Source organism: Kribbella sp. NPDC006257, assembly GCF_040613535.1.
In the GTDB taxonomy this organism is placed as follows: domain Bacteria; phylum Actinomycetota; class Actinomycetes; order Propionibacteriales; family Kribbellaceae; genus Kribbella.
In genome coordinates this window covers 63,757-88,575 of the sequence record NZ_JBEXSJ010000027.1, presented here as the reverse complement: position 1 = coordinate 88,575, position 24,819 = coordinate 63,757, and the positions used below count along the sequence as shown (strand labels likewise).

General features: G+C 67.8%; 22 protein-coding genes. 14 read left to right on the top strand and 8 right to left on the bottom strand.

Annotation, left to right across the window (positions count from 1 at the left end):
• Nucleotides 1-66: 66 nt before the first annotated feature.
• Nucleotides 67-630, top strand: coding sequence for a hypothetical protein (locus ABZ004_RS28325; RefSeq protein ID WP_355684113.1), 564 nt, complete (start codon nt 67-69; stop codon nt 628-630).
• Between the two features lie 22 nt (nt 631-652).
• On the opposite strand, the gene ABZ004_RS28320 is transcribed toward ABZ004_RS28325, so the two are convergent.
• From ABZ004_RS28320 to ABZ004_RS28305, 4 genes are all read right to left on the bottom strand, one after another.
• Nucleotides 653-1,993, bottom strand: a complete 1,341-nt coding sequence (locus ABZ004_RS28320; protein ID WP_355684112.1) for a lanthionine synthetase LanC family protein — start codon at nt 1,991-1,993, stop codon at nt 653-655.
• Nucleotides 1,990-2,544, bottom strand: coding sequence for a DUF6886 family protein (locus tag ABZ004_RS28315; RefSeq protein WP_355684111.1), 555 nt, complete (start codon nt 2,542-2,544; stop codon nt 1,990-1,992). The genes ABZ004_RS28320 and ABZ004_RS28315 overlap by 4 nt, the downstream gene beginning before the upstream one ends.
• 49 nt (nt 2,545-2,593) lie before the next feature.
• Nucleotides 2,594-3,472 carry a M23 family metallopeptidase gene (locus ABZ004_RS28310; RefSeq protein WP_355684110.1) on the bottom strand — a complete coding sequence of 293 codons (879 nt, stop codon included), beginning with the start codon at nt 3,470-3,472 and terminating at the stop codon, nt 2,594-2,596.
• Between the two features lie 208 nt (nt 3,473-3,680).
• Nucleotides 3,681-4,508 (bottom strand): alpha/beta fold hydrolase, encoded by an 828-nt coding sequence (locus tag ABZ004_RS28305; RefSeq protein ID WP_355684109.1) that lies wholly within the window; start codon nt 4,506-4,508, stop codon nt 3,681-3,683.
• 139 nt (nt 4,509-4,647) lie between these two features.
• On the opposite strand from ABZ004_RS28305, the gene ABZ004_RS28300 reads away from it, so the two are divergent.
• The 5 genes from ABZ004_RS28300 to ABZ004_RS28280 all read left to right on the top strand — a co-directional run bounded on the left by ABZ004_RS28300 (nt 4,648) and on the right by ABZ004_RS28280 (nt 9,289).
• Entirely contained in the window at nt 4,648-5,064 is a 417-nt protein-coding gene (locus ABZ004_RS28300; RefSeq protein WP_355684108.1) for a cobalamin B12-binding domain-containing protein, read from the top strand.
• 309 nt (nt 5,065-5,373) lie between these two features.
• Nucleotides 5,374-6,660 carry an ABC transporter substrate-binding protein gene (locus ABZ004_RS28295; protein WP_355684107.1) on the top strand — a complete coding sequence of 429 codons (1,287 nt, stop codon included), beginning with the start codon at nt 5,374-5,376 and terminating at the stop codon, nt 6,658-6,660.
• A gap of 101 nt (nt 6,661-6,761) precedes the next feature.
• Nucleotides 6,762-7,796, top strand: a complete 1,035-nt coding sequence (locus ABZ004_RS28290; RefSeq protein WP_355684106.1) for a sugar ABC transporter permease — start codon at nt 6,762-6,764, stop codon at nt 7,794-7,796.
• Nucleotides 7,796-8,653: a carbohydrate ABC transporter permease gene (locus ABZ004_RS28285; RefSeq protein ID WP_355684105.1), complete on the top strand. Its 858-nt coding sequence runs from the start codon at nt 7,796-7,798 to the stop codon at nt 8,651-8,653. The genes ABZ004_RS28290 and ABZ004_RS28285 overlap by 1 nt, the downstream gene beginning before the upstream one ends.
• Nucleotides 8,654-8,761: 108 nt before the next feature.
• Nucleotides 8,762-9,289 (top strand): hypothetical protein, encoded by a 528-nt coding sequence (locus tag ABZ004_RS28280; RefSeq protein WP_355684104.1) that lies wholly within the window; start codon nt 8,762-8,764, stop codon nt 9,287-9,289.
• Between the two features lie 165 nt (nt 9,290-9,454).
• On the opposite strand, the gene ABZ004_RS28275 is transcribed toward ABZ004_RS28280, so the two are convergent.
• A complete protein-coding gene (locus ABZ004_RS28275; protein ID WP_355684103.1) occupies nt 9,455-11,089 on the bottom strand; it encodes an alpha-amylase family glycosyl hydrolase in 1,635 nt (544 codons plus the stop codon).
• 201 nt (nt 11,090-11,290) lie between these two features.
• Between ABZ004_RS28275 and sucC the strand changes: the two genes are divergently transcribed.
• The gene (gene sucC / locus ABZ004_RS28270; protein ID WP_355684102.1) at nt 11,291-12,463 is read left to right on the top strand and encodes an ADP-forming succinate--CoA ligase subunit beta; all 1,173 of its coding nucleotides are present in this window, start codon (nt 11,291-11,293) and stop codon (nt 12,461-12,463) included.
• A gap of 14 nt (nt 12,464-12,477) precedes the next feature.
• The gene (gene sucD, locus ABZ004_RS28265) at nt 12,478-13,368 is read left to right on the top strand and encodes a succinate--CoA ligase subunit alpha (protein WP_355684101.1); all 891 of its coding nucleotides are present in this window, start codon (nt 12,478-12,480) and stop codon (nt 13,366-13,368) included.
• Between the two features lie 44 nt (nt 13,369-13,412).
• Here the strand turns inward: sucD and ABZ004_RS28260 are convergent, their stop codons facing one another.
• On the bottom strand, nt 13,413-14,798 hold the full coding sequence (locus ABZ004_RS28260) for a hypothetical protein (RefSeq protein WP_355684100.1): 1,386 nt from the start codon (nt 14,796-14,798) through the stop codon (nt 13,413-13,415).
• A gap of 89 nt (nt 14,799-14,887) precedes the next feature.
• On the opposite strand from ABZ004_RS28260, the gene ABZ004_RS28255 reads away from it, so the two are divergent.
• From ABZ004_RS28255 to ABZ004_RS28235, 5 genes are read left to right on the top strand one after another with little or no spacing between them, the layout of a single operon-like run.
• Nucleotides 14,888-16,150 carry a DUF6350 family protein gene (locus ABZ004_RS28255; protein ID WP_355684099.1) on the top strand — a complete coding sequence of 421 codons (1,263 nt, stop codon included), beginning with the start codon at nt 14,888-14,890 and terminating at the stop codon, nt 16,148-16,150.
• A gap of 10 nt (nt 16,151-16,160) precedes the next feature.
• Nucleotides 16,161-16,781, top strand: a complete 621-nt coding sequence (gene purN / locus ABZ004_RS28250) for a phosphoribosylglycinamide formyltransferase (RefSeq protein WP_355684098.1) — start codon at nt 16,161-16,163, stop codon at nt 16,779-16,781.
• Entirely contained in the window at nt 16,778-18,337 is a 1,560-nt protein-coding gene (gene purH / locus ABZ004_RS28245) for a bifunctional phosphoribosylaminoimidazolecarboxamide formyltransferase/IMP cyclohydrolase (protein WP_355684097.1), read from the top strand. Before purN ends, purH begins: the two co-directional genes overlap by 4 nt.
• 58 nt (nt 18,338-18,395) lie before the next feature.
• The gene (locus ABZ004_RS28240; RefSeq protein ID WP_355684096.1) at nt 18,396-20,489 is read left to right on the top strand and encodes a hypothetical protein; all 2,094 of its coding nucleotides are present in this window, start codon (nt 18,396-18,398) and stop codon (nt 20,487-20,489) included.
• Nucleotides 20,482-21,957 (top strand): hypothetical protein, encoded by a 1,476-nt coding sequence (locus ABZ004_RS28235; protein WP_355684095.1) that lies wholly within the window; start codon nt 20,482-20,484, stop codon nt 21,955-21,957. The genes ABZ004_RS28240 and ABZ004_RS28235 overlap by 8 nt, the downstream gene beginning before the upstream one ends.
• On the opposite strand, the gene ABZ004_RS28230 is transcribed toward ABZ004_RS28235, so the two are convergent.
• Nucleotides 21,925-22,404 (bottom strand): GNAT family N-acetyltransferase, encoded by a 480-nt coding sequence (locus tag ABZ004_RS28230; RefSeq protein ID WP_355684094.1) that lies wholly within the window; start codon nt 22,402-22,404, stop codon nt 21,925-21,927. The two genes, ABZ004_RS28235 and ABZ004_RS28230, sit on opposite strands and share 33 nt — an antisense overlap.
• A gap of 24 nt (nt 22,405-22,428) precedes the next feature.
• A complete protein-coding gene (locus tag ABZ004_RS28225; protein WP_355684093.1) occupies nt 22,429-23,223 on the bottom strand; it encodes a hypothetical protein in 795 nt (264 codons plus the stop codon).
• 223 nt (nt 23,224-23,446) lie between these two features.
• Here ABZ004_RS28225 and ABZ004_RS28220 point away from each other — a divergent pair, with 223 nt between their 5' ends.
• A complete protein-coding gene (locus ABZ004_RS28220; RefSeq protein ID WP_355684092.1) occupies nt 23,447-24,727 on the top strand; it encodes a glycoside hydrolase family 18 protein in 1,281 nt (426 codons plus the stop codon).
• The last annotated feature ends 92 nt before the right edge of the window (nt 24,728-24,819 follow it).

Sequence of the window (24,819 nt, the reverse complement as noted above, 5' to 3'; positions counted from 1 at the left end):
GTGCCGAATTGACCTCGTGCTGCGACAATCAGAGCTTCGGCCCTCCCTGGACGAAGGTCCCAGCCCATGCCCAAGGCACCAGATGCGAACAACCGCCGGATCATCCTGGCGGGAGCGAACCCTGGGCTGAGGCTGTTCGACAAGGACGGCAAGGTCACCGCGTTCGCCTCGATCTGGATGGTGGACTGGTCGATCTGCGGGGCCGGGACGGCCGTCGTGCTCTGGTTCGACGGGATCGTCCGGGTGGTCTCCGAGGACGTCGACCTGGCCTCCTGGCTGGAGCGGTACTTCGTCCGCTCGTTCCTGGAGGTCCAAGGGCTGCCCTGGCACGAGCCCGCGGTGGAACGTGACCTGGTCCAGGTCTCGATGAGCCTCGCCGACGGGCTGAGCGTCAAAGCCGCCGACATCCAGATCGAGATGAGCGGCGTGCTGGACCGCAGGCTGTTCGCGACCGACAACTTCCAGCTCGCCGACGGCGTGCACAGCCTCAGCCTGGTGATCGCGCCGGTCCGCGCCGCCACCGTCTCGATCGGCGGCGCCTCGGTCCCCGGCTTCGTCCAGGTCGACGGCTCAGCCGACCGCCCCGGTTCGTCCGCCTTCCTCACCACCGCCGAGGTCTGGCGCCGCTAACCAGCCGTACTGCGGACAGCCGCTAACCGCCCGTACCGCGTACTGCCGCGCGGGCTCCTGGTAGCGCCCACCAGGTCTCCATCCGGGGTACTGCCGTCGCGTTCGGACCCTCGTCGCGCACCCGGTTCGCGCGGAACAGGAACGTGGCGATCCCGGCCGCCCCCTGCATCCAGCCGACACCCGGTGGCAGCAACGGCTCGTCCGCCCGGTGCTCGATGAACCGCCAGTAGGCATGCGGCCCTTCCCGGACAGCACGCTCGACCAACGTGTCCGCGAGGTGCAACGCGAAGCGGAGATCGTCGTGCTCACCGGAGCGGAGCCACGAATCCAGGAAGATGTCGCCGACGCCCGCCGTACCGCAGCAGCGCCCGTCGTTGTCCCAGAAGCCGGGGTGCACGCGCGCCGGCAGCCCCGACGTACGGACGCTGTGCAGGCAGCGGCGATGCCATGCCAGCGGTGGGTCGCCGGCGATCTCCTTGACCTCCGCCTGGTCCAGGGCGAGGAAGAGCAAGGACGTCCCGGACGCCCCGTGGCACCAGTTGTAGGTGTACTTGTCCTCGTCCGAGTCGTCGTCGGGGATGTAGCGCGGTACGACGAATCCCTGCCCGTCGGTGACGCCGACAGACACCAGGTACTTCGCGCCGTCGACCGCTGCGGCCGTCAGTTGGGGGCGGTTGAGCTCAGCTCCGGCAAGCGCGAGCACGGTGGCGACGCCGGCCGTCCCGTGCGACAGGTTCGGCATCAGCGCGAAGGGCTTCTCGCAGACGAAGCGATCAGGCACGAACGGCCAGCTGATTCCGTCGGCGGCCGGCTTGCCCTCGACCAACAGGATGTCCGCGGCCCGGTCGGCTACCTCGCGCGCCCCCTCGACACCGTGCCGCAAGGCCCACAAGGCGCCCAGCAGGACTCCGCCGGTACCGAGGGTGAGGTCGTTGAACCGTGCGTCCGCAAGCGCCCGTGGCGGCTCGAGGAACGTCTGCTGCCACCCGTCCGGCTGCGCGAGGTCCGACAGCCGCCGTACGGCGTCGCTCGCGCCCGGGATCCCGAGTGCGGTGAAGACGCCGATCGCGCTGACCAGGCCGTCGAAGTAGGTGTAGTCGGTCATCGTCGGGACCTGGCCGCGCAGCCGGTCGCCGATCGCAACGGCCAACCGCTGCTCCTCGGCCGTCCAGGGCCGGGACAACCGGATCTCGCTCAGCGCCTGGACGAGCCCGCCGATCCCGGCGTACGTGCCGTCGCGCTGGTCGGGGATGCCGTCGCTGTCGGAGTCCGGGATCCACGGACCGTCGTCCCAGCGGACCTGGTCGAGCACCCACCGCCAAGCGGCCTCGGCGACCTCACGAGGTGTCCGGGCAGACGTCATCGACCAATCGTGTCACCGAGCGGGGGACCAGGACGCGGTACGGCGTTGCGCAGCCGGATCCCGCTGAATTCCAGGGTGCTTCCGGTCACCGCATCCCAGAAATCATGGAGGGTGGGCAGCACCCGGAGCTGGATGCCGGCCTCGGCATGCAGCGCGAACAGGTCGCCGACCCGCTCGGGTGGTCCGAGTGGTTCCACGTCGGTCGTCGCGACGACCGCGGCCTCGCCTGGGGAGAAGGATTCGGCCGGCAACCGGTAGGCGTAGAGCTCGACCGTGCGGATCGCTTCGAGCCAGCCGTACTCGATCGCGTGCACGCGGGTGCCGCTGCCCTCGCCGATGATGCGGAGCCGATCGGCCTCGGTGGTGGTGGGGACGACCCAGGCCATCGCGCGGGGGCACTGCCGGGGGAACCAGTAGTCTGGCGCACGGTCGTGGCCGACGGCCCAGACGTAGGGGACCTTCTTCGTCGAGGTCGGCGCGACATGGGGACTGAACCGACGGATCGTCGGGTCTTCGGAGAAATGCAGGACTTCACCAGGAGCCGGACGCATGCGCGGCAGCCTAGTCAGCAGCGAGCGAGACCCGCCAAGCGATTAAGGATCAGGGGTTGAGGCCGCAGTGGTTGCGCAGCCACGGCATCGGGTCGATCGGGTCGCCGCCGTCGGGCCGGACCTCGAAGTGCAGGTGCGGGCCGGTGGTGTTGCCGGTGACGCCGACCGCGCCGACCTGGTCGCCGGCGTACACGGTCTCGCCGACCGTGACGCTGAACTTCGACATGTGGTTGTACCAGGTCTCGGTACCGTCCTCGTGCCGGATCCGGACCTGCCGGCCGTAGGCGCCGGCGAACTCGGCGCTCAGCACGACACCCTTCATCACGGTCCGGATCGGGGTGCCGATCGGGGCGGCGAAGTCGGTGCCGGTGTGGTTGCGGGCCCACCGGCCGCCGGCCTGACCGAAGCCGGCGGTGATGTGGTAACCGGAGATCATCATCTCGCAGCGGGTCGGGGAGGTGCGGGAGTTCTCGGCGGCGATCTTCGCGGCGGCCAGGGCGGCGGCCCGCTTGGCCGTCAGCGCCCGGGTGGCGTCGAGTTTCGCGGCCCGGGCCTTCGCGAACCGATCGGCCGCGGCTTGCTTCTTGTTCGCGTCGGCGCCGGTGAGTTCGACGCGGGAGGAGTCGCGGGTGGCCAGCTGGCGCCGCTCGATCCGGGCCGTGGTGACCTCGGAGAGCTGGTTGTCGCCCAGGTTGAGCGCGGCCAGGTTGATCGCGGAGTTCGCCTGGGTCGGCGAGGCCAGTGAGCTGTAGCTGAAGCCGACAGCTCCGGCCGCAGCTGCGAGGGCTGCGGTCAGACCGACGATCTGGGTACTGCTGGGGGTGTTACGCCGGGCTACACGATGCTTTGCACTGTGACGCGCCGCGTTGACGTTCTGCGCAGCGTTGCCTGGCGTGACGCGGCGAGCCGCGGCACGGTGCTGGGACACAACGTGGCCTTTCGGTCACAGGGGAGGGGCACTGTCCACCCCCGCGAGGTTTATTCCCCTCGGGGGTGCATGCACCATAACGGATGGGTCACGAGCCCACAAACCCCGCCACCCCTTTTTTCCGGCCACCTTCACGAAACCTTTGCATGCGCGGCTGCACGTGCATCTGGCGTGAGCCGTAAACCGGTTGCGGAGTCAGCAAATCTCGTTAGGCAACTGTGTCCTGTTCGTCGAGATGTGACAGAACCCCGGTGATCTGATGCACCACCTCGCCGTGGAACGGCAGCGACAGGTGGCCGACGCCGTTCACCCGGATGTTCTGCGCGTACAGGTCGGGATGGCTGATCCGGGCCCGCCGCTGCGGCACGATCAGCTGGTCGACGTCGCTGTAGAACGCGATGAACCTGGTGTGGCAGCCGGGCGCCGGCTCGGCCAGCTCGGCCATCAGGTCGCTGTCCGGCCGGAGCTGCCTCACCAGCGGCCACGGCAGCAGCCGGGCGGCCACCGTCCCCTGGTGCGGGGTGCCGAGCGTCACGCAGGTGTGCACCCGCTCGTCGCCGCCGAGACGTTGGATGTAGTACCGCGCGATCAGCCCGCCGAGGCTGTGCCCGACCACGTGGATCTGCTCGGATCCGGACTCCTCGCAGATCTTCTCGATCTCGGTCCCGAGCCGTTCCGCCGTACTGCGGACGTCGAGGGTCAGCGGTGAGTACGAGAACGTGTGGATCCGGGTGAACCCGCGGCGGAGCAGCTGGCGGCGCATCAGGGCGAAGACGGTGTGGTTGTCGATGATCCCGTGCGCGAGCAGGATCGGCGTACCGGCGGCCTGGACGTCGCCGACCAGGAGGCTGCGCTGGGCGGGGGTGAGGCCGGCCAGGTTGAGCCGGTCCGCCTGGTACTGCGAACCGCCGACCAGGCCGAACGGGTACATCGCCAGATGGGTGGTGATCCAGCCGAGTTCGACGGCCGCACCTTGCAGGACCCGGGGCGACAGGGCCGAGCGCGCGCCGTACTTGAATCCGTCGAAGATGCTCATCGGCGGTCTCCTCACTCAATCAGACCCCCCGACGTACTGGTCCGATCTCTTCTCACGGTAACCGGTTCCCCGTTCGCGTGGTCCGGAACACACAGCACCGTGTCTTATCCGTGAGGTGATGCTCGGCTAACCTGCGAGCATGTCTGCCACGAGCCCACTCAGAGTCGTCGTCGCCAAGCCGGGACTGGACGGCCACGACCGGGGCGCGAAAGTGGTCGCCCGCGCGCTCCGGGACGCCGGGATGGAGGTCATCTACACCGGCCTGCACCAGACCCCGGAGCAGATCGTCGAGACGGCGATCGCCGAGGACGCCGACGCGATCGGGCTGTCCGTGCTCTCCGGCGCGCACATGACGCTGTTCAAGAAGGTCCGCGAGCTGCTCACCGAGCGGGACGCCGACGACATCGTGGTGTTCGGCGGCGGGATCATCCCCGAGGCCGATCTGCAGCCGCTGGCCGAACTCGGCGTCCACCGGATCTTCACTCCGGGCGCGACCACCACCGAGATCGTCGAGTGGATCCGCGCCAACGTGGGCGACGCCTCCGCCACCGCCTGACGCTTCCCCGCGACTCTCCGGAGCGGTTCGGGCTGGTTACTGATCGGTAATACCGAATCGTTAAGAAACACCTGGTTGTGCGGGCCCGCGAATCGCGGTCGCATAAGCCATGCGTTTGTCTGTTCATGACGCTGAGTGCGGATGAGATGTGTGGCTCAGGACACATCGGCCCCGTTCTCGGTTACTGTCCGGACAGGGCCGCTCGCAGGACGGTGGGGGACTGCGAACGGACCGACGCAGGCCAACTGAGTCCCATCGGGAGAGGGCAGGTACACGATGAGGTTTGAACGATCACACACACGCCGGGCCGTGGCTCTGGCCGTCGCCGGCAGCCTGGTGCTGCTCGCGTCCGCGTGTGGCGGTGACGACGGCGGCAGCGGTTCCGGCGGGGGTACGACCGGTGCGCTCGAGGGGCGTGGCCCGATCACCTTTGCCACCGGCAAGGACACCTCCGGCTTCCTGCCGAAGCAGGTCGAGGCCTGGAACTCGCAGCACCCGACCGAGAAGGTCGAGATCAAGGAACTGCCCGAGGACGCCGACGCCCAGCGTCAGCAGATGATCCAGAACGCGCAGAACAAGTCCGACGCCTTCAGCGTGCTGAACATGGACGTCGTCTGGACGTCGGAGTTCGCGGCGAACCAGTGGATCACCCAGATCCCTGAGGACAAGGTGCCGGATCTGGGGAAGCTGATCCCGGCCACGGTCGAGACCGCGAAGTACCGCGACAAGCTGTACGCCGTGCCGATCACCTCCGACGGCGGGCTGCTGTACTACCGCAAGGATCTGCTGGACCAGGCAGGCGTGCAGGTGCCGAAGACCTGGGACGAGATGCTCGCGGCCTGTCTGGCCGTGCAGGGCAAGGTCCCGTCCGCCAAGGGGATGAGCTGCTACGCGGGCCAGTTCGAGAAGTACGAAGGCCTGACGGTGAACTTCTCCGAGGCGATCAACTCGGCCGGCGGTGAGGTGGTCGGCAAGGACGGCAAGCCGAACATCGACACCCCGGAGGCACTGGCCGGGTTGACGGAGCTGACCAACGGCTTCAAGACCGGCGCCATCCCGCGGTCCGCGATCACCTTCAAGGAGGAGGAGAGCCGGCGCGCCTTCCAGGAGGGCAAGCTGCTCTTCCTGCGCAACTGGCCGTACGTCTACGCGCTGGCCAACAAGACCGACGGCTCCTCGAAGATCGCCGGCAAGTTCGGCGTCGCTCCGCTGCCGGGCAAGACCGGTCCCGGTGTCTCGTCGCTGGGTGGGCACGACTATGCGATCAGCGCGTTCACCAAGAACAAGGCGACCGCGGTCGACTTCATCAACTTCATGGCGAGCGAAGAGCGCCAGAAGGCGAACATCGAAGGCACCTCGCAGGCACCGACGTACGCGTCCCTGTACGACGACCCGGCGCTGACCAAGCAGTTCCCGTACCTGGCGCCGCTGAAGGCCTCGATCCTCGGCGCCCAGCCGCGGCCACGGGTGGTCAAGTACGGCGATGTCACGGCCGCGATCCAGACGGCGGCGTACGACGCGCTGAAGAACGGCAAGGATCCCAAGCAGACCCTCACGGATCTGCAGACCAAGCTGAGCTCACTCATCACTCAGTGACGTAACCGGTCGGGGCCGGTGTGTAGCGATCCCGCTGCGCGCCGGCCCCGACCTGTCCCTACCCCCGGGCCAGGTCGCCCGGGCATCAGAAGGAGGCAGCGATGAGTGAGTCCGCCCCGGTCAACAACAGGTCGGAAACCAAAGCCAGCAAGCGGATCACGAGTTTCAACGAGGGCACCGGCCGGCTGGCCGCGGTCCTCCTCTCGCCGACGCTGATCGTGCTGGCCCTCGTGGTGCTGTACCCGATCGTCTCGGCGTTGCGGGAGTCGTTGTACACCAGCGGCACGAAACTCGACGAGAACGGCTTCGTGGTCAAGGGATCGACGTTCGTCGGCCTCGACAACTACTCGGCGATCTTCTCCGGCGAGACCGCGGACCGGTTCTGGAACGCGTTCTACAACACGACTTTCTTCACCGTCGTCTGCGTCGTGCTCGAGACGGTGCTGGGGGTCGCGATGGCCCTGATCATGCACAAGGCGTTCAAGGGCCGGTCCGTCGTCCGGGCCGCGATCCTGGTGCCGTGGGCGATCCCGACCGTGGTGTCGGCGCTGCTGTGGAAGTGGATCTTCCAGGCCGACGGCATCGCGAACACTCTGATCGGATCCCAGATCCTCTGGTCGACCGACGGCTGGCAGGCCAAGTTGTCGATCATCATCGCCGACACCTGGAAGACGGCGCCGTTCATCGGGTTGCTGGTGCTGGCCGGCCTGCAGACGATTCCGGCCGAGGTGTACGAGGCGGCGAAGGTGGACGGTGCGAGCGTGATGCAGACGTTCCGCCGGATCACCTTGCCGCTGGTGAAACCGGCACTGCTGGTGGCAGTGCTGTTCCGCATCCTCGACACGCTGCGGATCTTCGACCTGCCGTTCGTGCTGGTCGGGCCGCACAAGCCTTCGGTGGAGACGTTGTCGATGCTCGGCTACGACGAAGCCTTCAACACCAGATACGGGCCGGCCGCGGCGTACGCGACCGTGCTGTTCCTCTATGTGGCAGCGACCGCCTACGTCTTCGTGAAGGTGCTCGGTGCCGACGTGATCGGTGAGGCCCGGGCGAGAAAGCCCGGTGGTGGTAGCAGGCGGCGCCGGCGTGGGGTCGTGGCTGCTGGTCCGGCGGCAAGCCTTGCGGGAGGTCAGTGATGAGCACGAACGTGAAGGTCGCCGCGGCTGAAGCGAGCCCGTGGCGCAAGTGGGCACCGCTGGTCGGCGTCGCCCTCATCGTCATCTACTGTCTGGCGCCGTTCTACTGGATGGTCGTCTCGGCCTTCCGGCGGCCGAGCGACCAGTTCTCCAACAAGGTCATCCCGGCACCGTTCTCGATCCAGAACTTCAAGGACGTCTTCGGCCAGGGCAACGGGTTCGGCCGGGGTCTGCTGAACAGCCTGATCGTGGCCGGCACCGTGACGATCCTGACCCTGCTGATCGGCATGGTCGCGGCCTACACACTGGCCAGGCTGGACTTCAAGTTCAAGAACGCGGTGCTGGCGATCATCATCACCACGTCCATGTTCCCCGGCATCTCGCTGGTGATCCCGCTGCTGAAGCTGTTCATCAACATCAAGTGGATCAACACCTACCAGGCGATGATCGTGCCCAGCCTGTCGTTCGCCCTGCCGCTGGCGGTGTGGAACCTGACCGCGTTCTTCCGGCAGATGCCGCGCGAACTCGAGCAGGCGGCGATGGTCGACGGCTGTACGCCGGCCCAGGCGTTCCGCAAGGTGATCATCCCGCTGGCTGCACCGGGTGTGTTCACCACCGCGATCATCACCTTCATCGCGGCCTGGAACGAGTTCCTGATCGCGCTGAGCATGACCAACAAGAAGTCGATCCAGACCGCGAACGTGATCATCCAGCAGTTCGTCGGTACGACGGGCCGCGACCAACCCTTCGGTAGCCAGATGGCCGCCGGTGTGGTGGTCACGATCCCGCTGGTGATCGCGGTACTGATCTTCCAGCGCCGCATCGTGGCCGGCCTGACAGCTGGTGGCGTCAAGTAGTCAACTGACGAAAGGAGGCCGGGGCACCAGCCCCGGCCTCCTTCTCTGTAAGCCCTTCGGCATCGCGTGGTTTGGTGAGCGCTGACTGCACATCTACAGTTACTCTCCGTGCCTGCCCATGCGTTCGTCGACGAGTCGATCCGCAACGATTACCTGCTGTCCGCCGCTGTGGTTGCGACCGGCGACCTGTCCGTGGCGCGTGGCAAACTTCGCGAACTTTGCAAACCGGGCCAGCGTCGGCTGCACATGAAGGACGAGAACGACAGCCGCCGCCGAGAGATTCTCAGCACCCTGGCGGGGTTGGGTTTGCAGGTGTACCTCTACCGGACAGCGATCGCTGGGCGCCCGATCCGGGACAGCCGTGATCAATGCCTGGAGGTTCTTGTCGGGGCGTTGCTGGACCTGGGCGTCACGCGCCTGGTGATCGAGTCATGTAGCCAGGACCGCCGCGACGAACAGGTCATCCAGCCCATTCTCAATCGACGGGCGGCGACGGGTTTCGTCTGGCTTCACTCGGTGCCCTCCGCTGACCCGCTGCTGTGGGCCGCGGATGCTACTGCCTGGGCCTACGGCAAAGGTGGTGACTGGCGACGGCGGGTGGAGTGCGTCGTCGCGGACGTCACGCAGTTGCCGTGAACGCGCAAAACCCGGGCGACCAGTCGTCCGGCTGGCTCCCGGGTTCACTTCCGCGGCTCCCGCCTTGGCTTGCTCAGTATACACACTCAGTAACGAGGCAGTTGTGCCTGCGGAAGCCTGCGGCATTCTAGTAGGCCGGGGCAATCAGGCCCCGGCCTCCTTGTTCTAGAGCTTCAGCCAAGCGGTGGCGTCGCTGGGGAGTTTGCCGTCGGTGAGCGGCTCGCTCGTCAGCAGGACGTTGCCGGGCAGGTCGATCGGGGTGTCGCCCAGGTTGACCACGCAGCGGAAGCCGGGGTCGCGGGTGAAGGAGAGGACTCCGGCCGGGACGTCTGCATCCCAGGTCAGTCGTCCTTCGCCGAGGGCTTCCTCGGAGCGTCGGATCCGAAGGGCCGCCTTGTAGAGCGACAAGTGGCTGTCCGGATCGGCTGCTTCCGCCTCGGCGGTCAGGGATGCCCAGTCGGCTGGTTGGGGGAGCCAGGGTTGGCCGTCGCCACTGCCGAAGCCGTACGGCGGTTCGCTGCCGCTCCACGGGATGGGGACCCGGCAGCCGTCGCGACCGCGGACGGTGTGACCGGAGCGCTCCCAGGTCGGGTCGTCCAGAACCTCTTCCGGCAGGTCCTCCACCTCGGGCAACCCCAGCTCGTCACCCTGGTAGATGTACGCGCCGCCGGGCAGCGCCAACTCGAGGAGCGCGGCGGCACGGGCCCGACGCCGGCCGAGCTCGAGATCGGTCGGTACCACGCCGGCACCTTCCAGGGCATCCCGCTGACTCCGCCCGTACCGGGTGCGGTGCCGGATGGTGTCGTGGTTGCTCAGCACCCAGGTTGCCGGAGCGCCGACGGCCCAGAGGTTCTCCGTGGTGTGGTCGATGACCTCGCGGAGCTCCTTGGCGTCCCAGGCGCACCGCAGTACGTCGAAGTTGAACGCGGAGTGCAACTCGTCGGGTCGCACGTACTGCGCGAGTCGCTCGGCCGGCGACAACCAGGCTTCGGCGACGAAGACTCTCGCGCCTTGCGGCGTACCGGCGTACTCGTCGGCGATGGCGCGCCAGCGCTGGTGGATGGTGTGCACGCCGGGCTGGTCGTAGAACGGGTTGCCGACGTACTTCTCCCTGGTCGGTTCACCGTCCTGCAGCGGTACGTCGGGCAGCGACGCGTCCTTGGCCATCGAGTCGGCCACGTCGATCCGGAAGCCGTCGATGCCGCGGTCGAACCAGAATCGCAGGATCGAGTCGAACTCGGCGATCACGTCCGGGTGGTCCCAGTTCCAGTCCGGCTGGGAGATGTCGAACAGGTGCAGGTACCACTGGCCGTCGTCGATCTGCTGCCAGGCGGGACCGCCGAACGCGGCCGGCCAGTTGGTCGGTGGCAGGCCACCTTCCTTGCTGTCCCGGAACCAGAACCGGTCGCGCTCGGGGGAGCCCGGGCCGGCCGCCAGGGCAGCCTTGAACCAGGGGTGCTCCCAGGAGCAATGGTTCGGGACCAGGTCGATCAGGATCCGGATGCCGAGCGCGTGCGCCTCCGCGATCAGCGCGTCCGCGTCGGCCAGCGTGCCGAACTCGGGGTTGATGTCGCGGTAGTCGGCCACGTCGTAGCCGCCGTCGAGCAGCGGGGACGGGTACCACGGGCTGATCCAGATCGCGTCGATGCCGAGGTCGGCCAGGTACGGCAGCCGGGCCCGGATGCCGTTCACGTCGCCGGTCCCGTCACCGTCCGCATCGGCGAACGACCGCGGGTACACCTGGTACACGACGGCGCTGCGCCACCAGTCGTCAACTGGTCTGCTCGCTTGTTCTGTCATGCCATCCAGCCTTTCACGCGCCCGCAAGGATGCTGTGACGGTCGTCTCAGCGCGTACCCCGACTGTCGCCGCGGCAGTGAAGGTGGCTAGTCTCAGCCCGACGGAACGCGCCGGCGACCGTGCCCCAGCACCCTTTCGTGCACCGCAACAGTCACTTGTCGTCGCGGCCCTACCCGAACAGGCGAGAGAGGGACCACAGTCGTGGATCTGATGGAGTACCAGGCGAAGACTGTCTTCGCCAAGCACGGTGTGCGGACGACGATCGGCGAGGTCGTCAGCACGCCGGCCGAAGCCCGCGCCGCAGCCGAGAAGATCGGCGGCAAGGTGGTCGTCAAGGCCCAGGTGCTGACCGGTGGCCGCGGCAAGGCCGGCGGCGTCAAGCTGGCGTCGAGCCCGGACGAGGCCGAGGAGCACGCCACGGCGATCCTGGGCCTGGACATCAAGGGTCACATCGTCCGGACGCTGAACATCGTGCCGGCCGCCGCGATCGCCGAGGAGTACTACTTCTCCTTCCTGATCGACCGCGCGAACCGTAACTACCTCTGCATCGCCTCCGCCGCCGGCGGGATGGAGATCGAGGAGGTCGCGCACACCAACCCGGACGCGGTCGCCAAGATCTCGATCGACCCGGCCACCGGTGTCGACGAGGCCAAGGCCCGTGAGATCGCCGAGCAGGCCGGTTACCCGGCCGACGTACTCGACGTCGCCGCGGTCGAGATCGCCAAGCTGTACCAGGTCTTCGTCACCGAGGACGCCTCGCTGGTCGAGGTGAACCCGCTGGTCAAGCTGGCCGACGGCTCGATGGAGGCACTCGACGGCAAGGTCACCCTCGACGAGAACGCCGACTTCCGGCACCCCGAGCACGCGGACTTCGCCGACGAGTCGGCCGAGGACCCGCTGGAGGCCAAGGCCAAGGCCAAGGGCCTCAACTACGTGAAGCTCGACGGTTCCGTCGGCATCATCGGCAACGGCGCCGGGCTGGTCATGTCGACTCTCGACGTCGTCGCGTACGCCGGTGAGGAGTTCGGTGGGGTCAAGCCCGCGAACTTCCTCGACATCGGTGGCGGCGCGTCCGCCGAGGTGATGGCGAACGGTCTGGAGATCATCATCTCCGACCCGCAGGTGGAGAGCGTCTTCGTCAACGTCTTCGGCGGCATCACCGCCTGTGACGCGGTCGCGAACGGCATCGTGCAGGCCTTCGAACTGCTGGCCGGCCGCAACGAGCACGTGAGCAAGCCGCTGGTCGTCCGGCTGGACGGCAACAACGCCGAGGAGGGTCGCCAGATCCTGGACAACGCCGGTCTGGCCGGTCTCGAGCGGGTCGACACGATGGATGGCGCCGCCAAGCGGGCCGCCGAGCTGGCTGCGAAGTAAGGGATCGAAGAAAAATGGCAATCTTCCTCACCAAGGACAGCAAGGTCATCGTCCAGGGCATGACCGGCTCCGAGGGCACCAAGCACACCACCCGGATGCTTGCCTCGGGCACCAACATCGTCGGCGGCGTGACGCCTGGTAAGGGCGGCCAGTCGGTCGACTTCGACGGTCAGGCCATCCCGGTCTTCGGCTCGGTCGCCGAGGCGGTGAAGGAGACCGGTGCGGACGTGTCGGTCGTCTTCGTGCCGCCGAAGTTCACCAAGGGCGCGGTCTTCGAGGCCATCGACGCCGGCGTCGCGCTGGTCGTCGTGATCACCGAAGGCGTCCCGGTGCACGACACCGCGGCGTTCTTCGCGCACGCGCAGGCCTCCGGCACGACCCGGATCATCGGGCCGAACTGCCCGGGCATCATCACGCCGGGCGAGTCCAACGTCGGCATCATCCCGGCCAGCATCGCCGGCGCCGGCCGGATCGGCCTGGTCTCCAAGTCGGGCACGCTGACCTACCAGATGATGTACGAGCTGCGCGACTTCGGCTTCTCCAGCGCGATCGGCATCGGCGGCGACCCGATCATCGGGACGACGCACATCGACGCGCTGCAGGCGTTCCAGGACGACCCGGGCACCGACGCGATCGTGATGATCGGTGAGATCGGCGGCGACGCCGAGGAGCGGGCGGCCGCGTTCATCAAGGAGAACGTGACCAAGCCGGTCGTCGGGTACGTCGCGGGCTTCACCGCGCCGGAGGGCAAGACGATGGGTCACGCGGGCGCGATCGTCTCCGGATCGTCGGGCACCGCGGCCGCGAAGCAGGAGGCCCTCGAGGCCGTCGGCGTCAAGGTCGGCAAGACGCCGTCCGAGACCGCCAACCTGATGCGCGAAATCATGCAGAACCTCAGCAAGTAAGTACCTTGAGAACGGCCCTGGGGATCATTCCCCGGGGCCGTTTTTCAGTTGTACTCCGCGGCGCGTTCGGCGGCGCGGGTGAGGACCTCGGTGAACGCCTTGTCGCCGATGTCGAGGCCCTTCAGGACCGGGTAGGTCAGATAGACCGCGCTCGACCCGTTCTGGGCGATGCCGATCCGGTAGGTGAAGACCTTGCCGCCGCCGGTGTCGTACGCCGCCTTCCAGGCCTCGCCCTTGAGCGAGCCGGACGACAGCGTGCCGGTCGTCTTCACCGTCACCGCGTCCAGGCCGGATTTGTTGCAGCTGTCCACGTTCTTGCGGATGCCGGTGACGAACGCACCCGCCGCGGTCGCGCTGGCATAGCGCGACAGGGTCTCGTCGAGACCGAACTCGGGCGGCACCTGGGCGTCGGGCGTCACGTAGGTGAGCGACTTGTAGCTGACCGCCTTCGCCTTCTTCAGGTCGATCTTCTCGCAGCCGGTGCCGTTGCGGGTGGTGGTCGTCGCGCTCACCCAGGGCTTGTTCACCGAGATCAGCACCGGGAGATCGATCGGGGCCATGAAGCCGGGGGCCTCGTTGCTCGGCAGCAACGCCGGGGAGGCGCTCGGCGTACCGGTGCTGCAGTTCGCGCCCGGCTGCTCGCAGATCCGCTTCAGCCCGGCGGCCGCCGTGTTCATCACGGCGTCGGGCTTGGGGACCGCCGTCCCGGTGCTGTCGTACTCGAGCACCATGGTGGCCTGGCCGGCCGTGGAGACCGAGATGGTCCGGAAGTTGCTGGTCTTCTCGCCGGTGGGCTGGCCGAAGACGGCGACCACGCCGCGCTTGCCGAGGCCGGCGGTGGTGTAGCTGGCGACCAGCCGCACCTGCGGGGTCGAACACGTGCTGAGCCAGCCGGTGATCGTGTTGTAAGTCTTGTCCGCGGCGGCCGAGTCGTTCGAGACCTCGACGTACTGGACCGCGTTCTCCTTGGTGGTCGTGTTCTTGAAGTTACGCACCCAGGTGCGCAGGCCGGCCGGATCGGCGAACCGCTGCGGCTGGCAGACGAACGACTTGTCCGGCGCGCTGCTGCCGTCGGCGGTGGCGCTGACCGCCCAGCTCCCGGCGGGGGTCAGCGACTTCGCGGTCGGGGCGTCGATCAGGCCCTTGGGATCGGAGAGCAGGTCCTCGCTCGGCTTGTCGTCCCCGGCCGCCGATTTCGCAGCCCCGGAGTCGCCGCCGCCGAACGCGTTCACGGCCGCGATGCCACCGCCGCCGACCAGGATCAGGACGGCCGCGCCGGCGCCGATCAGCTGGTTACGGCGGCGGGCCTGCGCCCGGCGTGCCTGCCGAGCCGCGGCACGACTGCCGCCGCGTGGTGCGCGGTGGGAACCCGACAACTCGCTCTCGACCTCCTGACTGATTCCGACCGACGGTACCCGGTGGCCCGGCATACACCCGGAGAGCCAGCCTGCCGAAGTCTTCCATACCTCGGCGTGTCCGCACGAGCGGTCCCCTCTCCGCGGGCGACGATGGAGCTCAGATGACCGACATGCTGAGCCGCCCAGGCAGCCGTGACGGCGGACCGCCCCCTGCGCCCGACCCGGCAGCAGCACCGACGAAGCCGGTGCTGCTGGCCGCCGTGATCGGTGCCGGGGCCTGCCTGCTGACCGGACTGCTGGCCTGCGCGGCCGTCGCGGTGGTCGGCTGGCTCGCCGCGTCCTTCGGCGGCGCGTCCGGAGCGGTCAAGGCCGGTGCCGCGGTGTGGCTGGTCGCGCACAAGGCGGGTGCCACGTTCGGTGGCGGCTCGGTCACGATCGCGCCGCTCGGGCTGACCCTGTTCCTCGCCTGGTGCCTGTACCGCGCCGGGCGGTTCACTGCTCGCGTCAGTGGCGCCGACAAGACCGGAGAGCTGGCCTTGGCCTCCGGCGTGCTCGCGGTCACCTACGGTCTCGCCGCGCTGTTCATCGCATTGCTCACCTCGGACAACTCGGTCAAGATTTCGCCGTGGTCGGCTTTCCTCGGCGCCGCGACACTGGCGATCATCGCCGGAACAGCAGGGGTACTGGTGGAGTCCGGTGCCGCCGCGGACATCGCCGATGCGACCCCGACCGGCCTGCGTGACGCAGTACCGGCTGCTGCCGCCGCAGTGCTGTCCGTCGTCGCCATCGCTGCACTCCTGTACGCCGTGATCCTGGCGATCCATTTCTCCCGGGTCACCTCGATGCTGGAGCTCCTGGACGCAGGGCCGGTCGGCTCGGTCGTGTTGTTCGCGATCTGCCTGATGCTCCTGCCGAACGTGCTCCTGTACGTCGTGGCGTTCCTCGCCGGCCCCGGCTTCCAGCTCGGCGTGGGGACGTCGATCGCGCCGACCGGGGTGGACGTGGGGAACCTGCCGGCCCTGCCGCTGCTGGCCGCCGTTCCGACTGACGGCGCTACCTCGACCTACCTCCTGGTGCTGACGGCTCTGGTGCCGCTGGCTGCCGGTGTGGTCGCCGGGCTCGTGATCACTCGGCGCGGCCTGAAGACGGTGGAGTCGGAGGCGCTGGGCTGGGACGCGTTCGCGCTGCGGGGTGCGATCGCCGCTCTGCTCGCCGGGCTCACGCTGATGATCCTGATGGTGCTGGCGGGTGGCTCGGCCGGTCCTGGGCGGATGGCCGAGGTCGGGATCCCCGGCGCGGTTCCCGCGGCCGGGGTGCTGACGGCCGGGATGGCGCTCGCCGCGGCGATCACGGCCGGTGTGGTGGCCGCGCGCCGGCCGGTGGTTGCGGAGGCCGATCCGGGGCTGGGCGACGTCGAGCGATAGGGTTTGCCGGGTGACAGACCCGACTCCCCCCGCGCGCCTGGTCGTGCTGATCTCGGGTTCGGGTTCGAACCTGCAGGCCCTGCTGGATGCGTGCGAAGACCCGGCGTACGGCGCTCAGGTGGTCGCCGTCGGCGCGGATCGCGAGGGGATCGCCGGGCTCGACCGGGCGGCCGCCGCCGGAGTGCCCAGCTTCGTGCACAAGGTGAAGGACCACGCCGAGCGGGCTTCGTGGGATCGGGCGCTGACGGCTTCCGTCGCGGAGTACAAGCCTGATCTGGTCGTCTCGGCCGGATTCCTGAAGCTGGTCGGCGACGACTTCCTCGCTGCCTTCGGCGACCGTTACATCAACACGCACAATGCGCTGCTGCCGGCGTTCCCCGGCATCCACGGCCCCCGCGACGCGCTCGAGTACGGCGTCAAGGTGGCCGGGGCGACGCTGTTCTTCGTCGACGGCGGCGTCGACACCGGGCCGATCATCAGCCAGGTGGTCGTTCCCGTCGAGGACGACGACACCGAAGAAACCCTGACCGAACGGATCAAGGACGTCGAACGCCGCCAGCTGGTGGAGTGGGTCGGCAAGCTGGTCCGCAACGGCTGGACCATCACCGGACGAAAGGTTCGACTGAAGTGAGCACCGACCGCAGGCCGATCCGCCGCGCGCTGATCAGCGTCTACGACAAGACCGGTCTGGAGGAGCTCGCGAAGGCGCTGGCCGGCGCCGGGGTCCAGCTGGTGTCCACCGGCTCCACCGCCGCCCGGATCGCGGCGGCCGGCGTACCGGTGACCAAGGTCGAGGACCTGACCGGGTTCCCGGAGTGCCTGGACGGGCGGGTGAAGACGCTGCACCCGAAGGTGCACGCCGGTCTGCTCGCCGACGTCCGCAAGCCGGACCACGTCGAGCAGCTCGCCGAGATGCGGGTCGAGCCGTTCGACCTGCTGGTGAGCAACCTCTACCCGTTCAGCGAGACGGTCGCCTCGGGCGCGTCGGTCGACGAGTGTGTCGAGCAGATCGACATCGGTGGGCCGTCGATGGTTCGTGGTGCTGCCAAGAACCACGCGAATGTCGCCGTGGTGACGTCGCCTTCGCAGTACGAGGCGATCTACAAGGTGCTGGGCGAGGGCGGCTTCTCCCTGGAAGAGCGTGCGCGTCTTGCTGCTGCGGCCTTTGTGCACACGGCGGAGTACGACGTGGCGGTGGCGTCCTGGATGGGCAATGTGCTCACCGACACTTCCGAGGGCTCAGGCTTCCCCGCGTGGGTCGGCGCTTCATGGGAGAAGAAGGCTGTCCTGCGGTACGGCGAGAACCCGCATCAGCCGGCTGCCCTCTACAGCAACGGTGGCGCCGGGCTGGCGTCGGCCGAGCAGCTGCATGGCAAGGAGATGTCGTACAACAACTACGTCGACGCGGACGCGGCCCGGCGTACGGCGTACGACTTCAGTGAGCCCGCTGTCGCGATCATCAAGCACGCGAACCCGTGTGGCATCGCGGTCGGCAAGGACATCGCCGAGGCGCACCGGCGCGCACACGAGTGCGACCCGGTCTCGGCGTACGGCGGCGTGATCGCCACCAACCGGCCGGTCTCGGTCGAGCTCGCCAAGCAGGTCGCGGAGATCTTCACCGAGGTGCTGGTCGCGCCGGCGTACGAGGACGGCGCGGTCGAGGTGCTGCAGGGGAAGAAGAACATCCGGCTGCTGGTCTGCGGACCGGACTCATCGGCTCAGCCGGTCGAGATCCGCGCGATCAGCGGCGGCCTGCTGATGCAGCAGAAGGACGTCTTCCAGGCGCCTGGTGACGACCCTGCCGCGTGGACGCTCGCCGCCGGCTCAGCCGCGTCTCCTGAGGTTCTCGCTGACTTGGCTTTCGCCTGGAAGGCCTGCCGGGCGGTCAAGTCCAACGCGATCCTGCTGGCCGCGGACGGCGCCTCGATCGGCGTTGGCATGGGTCAGGTCAACCGCGTCGACTCCTGCCGGCTGGCGGTCTCCCGCGCCGGTGACCGCGCCCCCGGTTCGGTCGCCGCCTCGGACGCGTTCTTCCCGTTCCCGGACGGCCTCGAGGTGCTGATCGAGGCCGGCGTCAAGGCAGTCGTCCAGCCCGGCGGCTCGATCCGCGACGACGCCGCCATCGAAGCCGCCACCAAGGCCGGCATCACCATGTACTTCACCAACACCCGCCACTTCTTCCACTAGTGTCACCCGGCTCCTACCCTGACGGAGGGTAGGAGTCGGCGTACTGGGGGAGATGTTCGTGGGCGATCCGGGGCGGAACGGGCAGCAGCGGACTTTGTTGCACGAGGCGATCTGGCGTACGCCGGTGCCGAGTTCGCCGCCGGCCTCGGATCCGTACCGCGAGGCGCTCGGCCTGAACCTGCTCGCGCTCGCGTTGCGGCTCGACCACGTCGACCGGATGTCGGAGTCGCTGCATCTCGTCGACTCGACGCACATGACCCGCTCGGTGGCGGTCGACATCAACCTCGCGCGGTTGACGGACGCCCAGCGCAAGGCGCTCCGGGCTTCGCCGCACGACACCGACGAGAAGCCGAAGTCGATCTGGCTTCCGCTCGGCCGGACCGCGCGGACCGACATGGCACCGATCCAGGTGCGCGACGCGGGTGGCGCCGTGCTGACCACGATCACCCACCGCGCGACGGTCCGGGCGCTCGGCCAGGGGCTGCGGCGCGCCTTCATGATCTGGCTGGACTCGAACCCGGACGCGCACCGGCCGGGGCACGAACTGCAGCGCCTGCGGCACACCCTCTACCGATCGAGCTGGCTGATCGAGGCCGCGCTGGCGAACCTGATCGAGAACGGCCCGCACACCACCACTCATCACCAGGCAGTGCCGGACCCGGGCGTGAGCCGTTCGGTGCAGATCCGGCAGACCGCCCACGAGGCCGTCGACATCCTGTTCGCGACACCCGACAACCCGTTCCTGAGTCTCCTGGAGATGGTCTCGTCCGAGCACCTGCTCGTGGTCGAAGTGGATGCGTCGCAAGATCACGCCGTACTGCGGTACGACGCTCCTGTGCTCCCCGCGTTGGAGAGCGACACCCAGGGCTCCCGGTACGCCGCTCGCCGGTGGCGGCCGCCTTCCTGGGCCTCACTGGAGCACGAGTTCAGCGTGACCTACGAGACCGTCATTCCGCGGGCCGTGAACTCCTACCACGCGACTGTCGAGGTGCCGGAGGAGCTGCGAGTCCGGCGGCTGCTGATGACCAGCGACAACGATGCGCACGCAGTACGGCTGCTGGTCGGGGACATGCACGCATTGGCTCGGCAGTACGAGGCGCTCAGGGGCGAAGCGCCCGACGTACTGGAGTTGGAGCTGCAGGCGATCGTCTCTCGGGCTGCTGAGCTTGGACGGCGACGGCACAGCGACCTGGCGGCGTACCACGGGTACATCCGCGCCTGCTATCGCACGTTCACCCATCGGCTGCCCAAGTTTCCTAGTCCGCCGCCGTTGCCGACGGATGCAGCGACGCTCTGCAAGGAGCTGGGGACGCCAGGGCGGACAGTGGAGCTGCTGTGGCAGCTCTCGGAGATGTCGGAGACTACCGACGATCTACGCGATCTGACGGCGAAGTTGTCGCCGGAGCTGCTGGTGAGCTGGGCGACGCAGATCGACCAGGCAGAGCTGCACCTGGACATCCACGTCGACAACGATCCTCGTGAGAATGCAGGGCATACGCACTGGAGCCGAAGGTCGTTCGGTCCGAGCCATCAGTCGGCGGAGCCGGTGAAGGCGACCGTCTATGCCTCCTTCGTCGACGATCCGCCGTCGCTGGCGGCGAGTGTCGGGCGTCTGCTGTTCGCTGTCGTCGCTCTGGTGGTCGCGCTCGCAGCACTGCTCCAGATCGGTCCCTCGGAGTTGTCTCACGCGTTGGCCGATGGGCCGAAGGGCAACTCGGCCGGCTCTGCTCCCGGTGAGGATCCGATCTCGACGGCGGATGCGCTGGTGACGATCCTGCTGCTGGTGCCGGGCCTGTTGCTGTCCCGGCTCGACATCCCGTCCCACCAGACCGTGCTCGGGCGGCTGCGGCTCTTCTCGCGCTATGTCGCGTACGCCGCGGTCACGGTTTCGTCCGCTCTCGCTTTGTGCGTTGCGACCCGTGACGCCGGTGATCTCGCGTTCCCCTTGGTGATCGCGCTGCTGCTGCTCTGTCTGGTCGTGATGTTCGTACTGGTCGACGGCGGCATCAAGGCCTACCGGCGCAGGGCTCTGGTGCCCAACAAGGAGGCTGTGCCTCGCTGGCTGATCGCCGACGTACGCCGTGCGCCGAGCCGGCATCGGTGGAGGACGACGACTGAGTTCTCGACTGTGGGACGTGACGGCCATGTCTAGGGCGGGTCAGCGACCAGCTGAACTGGCGACCGTTCTGGCTCAGGCAGCGAGCTTCGGCGGCCCCGCGGTGGCGTTCGAGGTGATCCACCGCATTCGCGAACATCTGACCACTCCGCTGGCGATGCCGGCCGACCTGGACTGGGCAGGTGTTTGCCGCGAGACCCTCGTCTTCGACTTGCCGTCGGCCGGCTTCCGGGTGCACACCGGGTTCGCCAAGTTGCCCGCCAGCACGATGGCGGGTCTCGGTTCGCTCGTCGCTCACCCGTGCGCGGGCGGCTTTTCGTACCAGGGAACGGCTTCGCTCAATCCACGGTTCCTCTACGACTCCTCCCGCGATCACGAGTTGCTGCTGTCGGTGGGAGAGAAGCCGTGGCAACTGGACCACATCGACGCTCTGCTGATGACGAAGGTGTTGGCCAGGCTGGCAGCTGCTGCGGCGTCGAAGGAGACGACCTCGCCGATCCTTCTGCTGCAGTCGCCGGTGGCGCCGTTCCGGAACTGGGCCAGCTGGCCGGAGAACGAGGCCGGTGAACCGCCGAAGCTGGCCCGCGGTACGGCGATCCGGCTGTCGGTCGGTGTGGACGGCGACAACAGCGACGGGCGGCTCGCACTGATCGGCGAAACGGTCAGGATCGCTCGGGAGTTCGGGCTTCAGTTGCATCTCGGTGATCGTCGGCTCGGCCGGGTCCGCGGCGAATGGAAGCAGGCGGTGGCGTACTCACCCGACCGGTACGCCTCGAAGCGCTGTGAGCTGGACGCCGTTGCCGGTGATCCGAGTCAGGCGATGCTGGTCACTTTTGTCGGACCGGCTCGCGTTGGATCGTCGGCGTCTGTGTTGGAGGCGTTGGCGGAAGCCGGGGTCGGCAGTCTGGCGGTGACGGTCGCGTCCCTGCAGGAGCTGGCCTTCATCAACCTGGTGGTCGCTGTGCCGCCCGGGAGCGATCCGCAGCCTTTGGCGGACGATCAACGGGTGCAGTCGGCCGTCGCGGGTGTCAACTGGCTGGCGGCGGCGTGCGGTCGACCGAGCTCGCTGACCGTTCCGCGCGCGGCGGACTACCAGATGTGCCTGACCGGACCGGTTCCCTGGGAGGCAGACACGGAACACAAGGCGCATCCCTTGTGGCTGCAGTGGCATGCCCCGGTCGCTTCGCACAACTCGCTGACGGTCATCGACGACGTGATCGCCGAGCTTCTGGATTCGCCGATCGTCACCGACGCCCAGCTCGACTACTGCCGCTCCCGGATGACCGGGGACAGCCGGATCTGCTCCGCGAAGGTCTCGGTCCGCCTGACGACCGGGATCTCCGAGGACGACCTGCCCGACAAACTGAGCGTCCTCTGCCGAGCAACCCAGGCCAACGTCGAGTGGAAACGCACCAACCAGGACCCCGACCGCAGATCCGTAGGCCTCAAAGTAGCCTGGCGAGAACGCTGGCTAGGCCGAGTAAAATCCACCGGCGTCGTCTGACCCACCGAGGTCCTTCGCAAAGAAGACCCGCTCGAACCCCTGCACGGACTCCCGCCCGGTCTCGACGTACCCATGGCGTGGGTAGTAGGCGAGGTTTTCGGTCATCTTCACGTTGGTGTAGAGCGTGACGCGGGTGTAGCCGCGGGTGCGGGCCTCCGTGTCCACGAAGGCGAGGAGCGCCGAGCCGACTCCGGAACCCTGAGCAGCGGGCACGACGGCGATGACGTCCAGCAACAACGAGTCGTCGGTGTTCTCCAACAACACAAACCCATCCGTACGACGCTCTCCGGCAACCCAGACTTTCCCAGCCCCGATCGCTGCCGCGTAGTCGACGCTCATCGGAACCGCCGGCCGGCCAATTCGGCTGGTGTAGTGCGCAAAGGCCTCCTGCGCGATCGCATGCACGCTCTCCGCGTCGTCGGCAGTCGCCGGTCTGATGCTCACCACATGGCGAAGTCTAGAAAGGCCGGCTCAGCGCCAGGTGATGTCGCCTAGGTCGTAGTACTGGTTGAAGCGTGGGGGTGGGTCGTCGTCGAAGACCTGCTCCTCGGTTCCGTACGGCTGTTCGTCGTACGCGAGCACGTGAACGGGGCGTGATGAGGTCGACACCTCGAAATGGCAGGTGACCCAGGTCGCGCCTTTGTGGTCGAACGACTCCGGCGCTCCGGGGTTCTCCGGACAGGAGGCGATGTCACCACCCAGCAGCTGCAGCGCTGGATCTCCGCCGGTCCGGGTCAGGCCGAGGAAGGACGGCACGACCACGCCGCTGAGATCGGTGCCGCCTTCGTTGGTGATCACGATCCGCGAGTAGTACGCCGTACGGCCCTTCATCCGGGCCCGGCTGGCGGCGTCGTAGTTCCCGACCAGGTTGGTCGCGGGCGTCCGCCGGAACGGCTGCGGCGTAATCCCCAGCACGCCTTCGCTGTAGGTCTTCTCGAACGAGTCGTAGTGCCGGAACGGCACGATCGCCTTCTGCCCGAACCGCAAGCGCGCCCCCGGCGACGTCTGCCCCTTGCGGATCCGCACCGGCTGGGTCGGCGGTCCGGAGCGCGGCGGCGGTGCCGGTGTCACCACCTTCTTCGGGGGCACGGTCTTCGCAGGAGTGGCCGTCGAGGCGACCGATGATGGCGGAACCTCTTGCGGCGTGAGCGTGGCGGTAGGCGTCGGCGTACGGGTGGCATTGTTCGCCGGACCGCCACCACAGCCCGTCGACAGCCCGGCCGCGCAAGCGGCGACCAGCATGATCGCTCGGCGTCGATTCCTCACTCGCCCGACAGTAGACACCTTCCGACTCCCGGGAGACTTACTGTCCGCTTCCTGCCTCATCGAGGGCAGAGAGCCAGTTCGTCCAGTGGATGGGGTAAGAAAGCGCTCTCTCACGAAGGGGGAACGGCAGAAAATGCTTTCGGTAGAGAGGTTGCTTAACTATTCGATGCCTGCCTATGGTGAGCGGGCTCGATGTCCCTCGAACCGCCCGGTGGGGAGAATCATGTCGGTGAAACGTCGGAGCCTTGCGTTGCTGGTGGCTGCCGCGGTGACAGTGCCTCTTGGCCTGTCCGCGGCGCCGGCCGAGGCCCACAGTCAGAAGCGAGTTGTCGGTTACTACACCCAGTGGAGCGGCTACGACCGCAACTTCCTGGTGAGTGACCTGGTCAAGAACGGTACGGCCGCCAAGCTCACCCAGCTGAACTATGCGTTCGGCTTCCTCGATGCCTCTGGCAACTGTGTCTCCAGTGACCCGTGGGCCGACTACCAACGGCCGTTCACTGCCGAGCAGAGCGTCAACGGCGTCGCCGACGAGGCAGGTCAGCCGCTCTCCGGCAACCTGAACCAGCTGAAGGAGCTGAAGAAGAAATTCCCGAAGCTCCGGATCAGCATCTCGCTCGGCGGCTGGACCGGTTCGAAGTACTTCTCCGACGCAGCACTCACCCCGGCGTCGCGGGCCGCGCACGTGAAGTCCTGCCTGGACATGTGGCTCAAGGGCAACCTGCCCGGCGCCCCGGCCGGTGCCGCGAAGGGGATCTTCGACGGCGTCGACCTCGACTGGGAATGGCCGGCCAGTGAAGGCAACCCGGGCAACGTGATCCGGCCCGAGGACAAGCAGAACTTCGCCGCTCTGGTGCACGAGTACCGCAACCAGCTGGACAAGGCATCCTGGCCGTTCCGCGGCCGCTACAACCTGAGCGCCTTCCTGCCGGCGAACCCGACGATGATCGACAAGGGTTTCGACGTCAAACAGATCTTCAAGGATCTCACTTTCGGTACGACGCAGGGCTACGACTACCACGGCCCGTGGGAGCCGCTGACGAACCAGCAGTCCGCGATCGACGGCCCCGCGGGTGATCCGACCACACCCGAGTTCAGCTCACAGGTCACCATCGACTCGTACCTATCCCGCGGGGCACCGCGAAGCAAACTGGTGATGGGTGTGCCGTTCTACTCACACGGCTGGACCGGAGTCACCAACGAGAACCACGGTCTCTTCCAGCCGGCAACCGGTGCCGCCCCATCGACGTTCGACCCCGGCACCGAGGACTACCGCTACCTCAAGGCAAAGCTCGCCGACTTCACGGTCTACCGCGACAACAAGGCCGGCTTCGCCTGGCTCTTCGACGGCACCACCTTCTGGACCTGGGACGACCCGATCGAGATGAAGCGCAAGGCCCAGTACATCTCCGCCCGCAACCTAGGCGGCGCCATGATCTGGTCCCTCGACGGCGACACCCCCACCGGAGAACTCATCACAGCCCTGCACCACAACCTGCACTAAGCACCTGAGCACACTGACCGGCCTGGTACCCCGTGGTGCCGGGCCGGTTCTTATTGGCTAGCATTCGGTTCGCTCGGCGCGGCAAGATGCTT

Bases quoted from the DNA above. Each gene is read 5' to 3' on its own strand.
- ABZ004_RS28285 (WP_355684105.1), top strand. From the start codon at position 7,796: ATGAGCACGAACGTGAAGGTCGCCGCGGCTGAAGCGAGCCCGTGGCGC.
- ABZ004_RS28290 (WP_355684106.1), top strand. From the start codon at position 6,762: ATGAGTGAGTCCGCCCCGGTCAACAACAGGTCGGAAACCAAAGCCAGC.
- ABZ004_RS28300 (WP_355684108.1), top strand. From the start codon at position 4,648: ATGTCTGCCACGAGCCCACTCAGAGTCGTCGTCGCCAAGCCGGGACTG.
- ABZ004_RS28260 (WP_355684100.1), bottom strand. From the start codon at position 14,798: ATGCCGGGCCACCGGGTACCGTCGGTCGGAATCAGTCAGGAGGTCGAG.
- ABZ004_RS28220 (WP_355684092.1), top strand. From the start codon at position 23,447: ATGTCGGTGAAACGTCGGAGCCTTGCGTTGCTGGTGGCTGCCGCGGTG.
- sucD (WP_355684101.1), top strand. From the start codon at position 12,478: ATGGCAATCTTCCTCACCAAGGACAGCAAGGTCATCGTCCAGGGCATG.
- ABZ004_RS28235 (WP_355684095.1), top strand. From the start codon at position 20,482: ATGTCTAGGGCGGGTCAGCGACCAGCTGAACTGGCGACCGTTCTGGCT.
- ABZ004_RS28275 (WP_355684103.1), bottom strand. From the start codon at position 11,089: ATGACAGAACAAGCGAGCAGACCAGTTGACGACTGGTGGCGCAGCGCC.
- ABZ004_RS28315 (WP_355684111.1), bottom strand. From the start codon at position 2,544: ATGCGTCCGGCTCCTGGTGAAGTCCTGCATTTCTCCGAAGACCCGACG.
- ABZ004_RS28325 (WP_355684113.1), top strand. From the start codon at position 67: ATGCCCAAGGCACCAGATGCGAACAACCGCCGGATCATCCTGGCGGGA.
- ABZ004_RS28305 (WP_355684109.1), bottom strand. From the start codon at position 4,508: ATGAGCATCTTCGACGGATTCAAGTACGGCGCGCGCTCGGCCCTGTCG.
- ABZ004_RS28255 (WP_355684099.1), top strand. From the start codon at position 14,888: ATGACCGACATGCTGAGCCGCCCAGGCAGCCGTGACGGCGGACCGCCC.
- ABZ004_RS28320 (WP_355684112.1), bottom strand. From the start codon at position 1,993: ATGACGTCTGCCCGGACACCTCGTGAGGTCGCCGAGGCCGCTTGGCGG.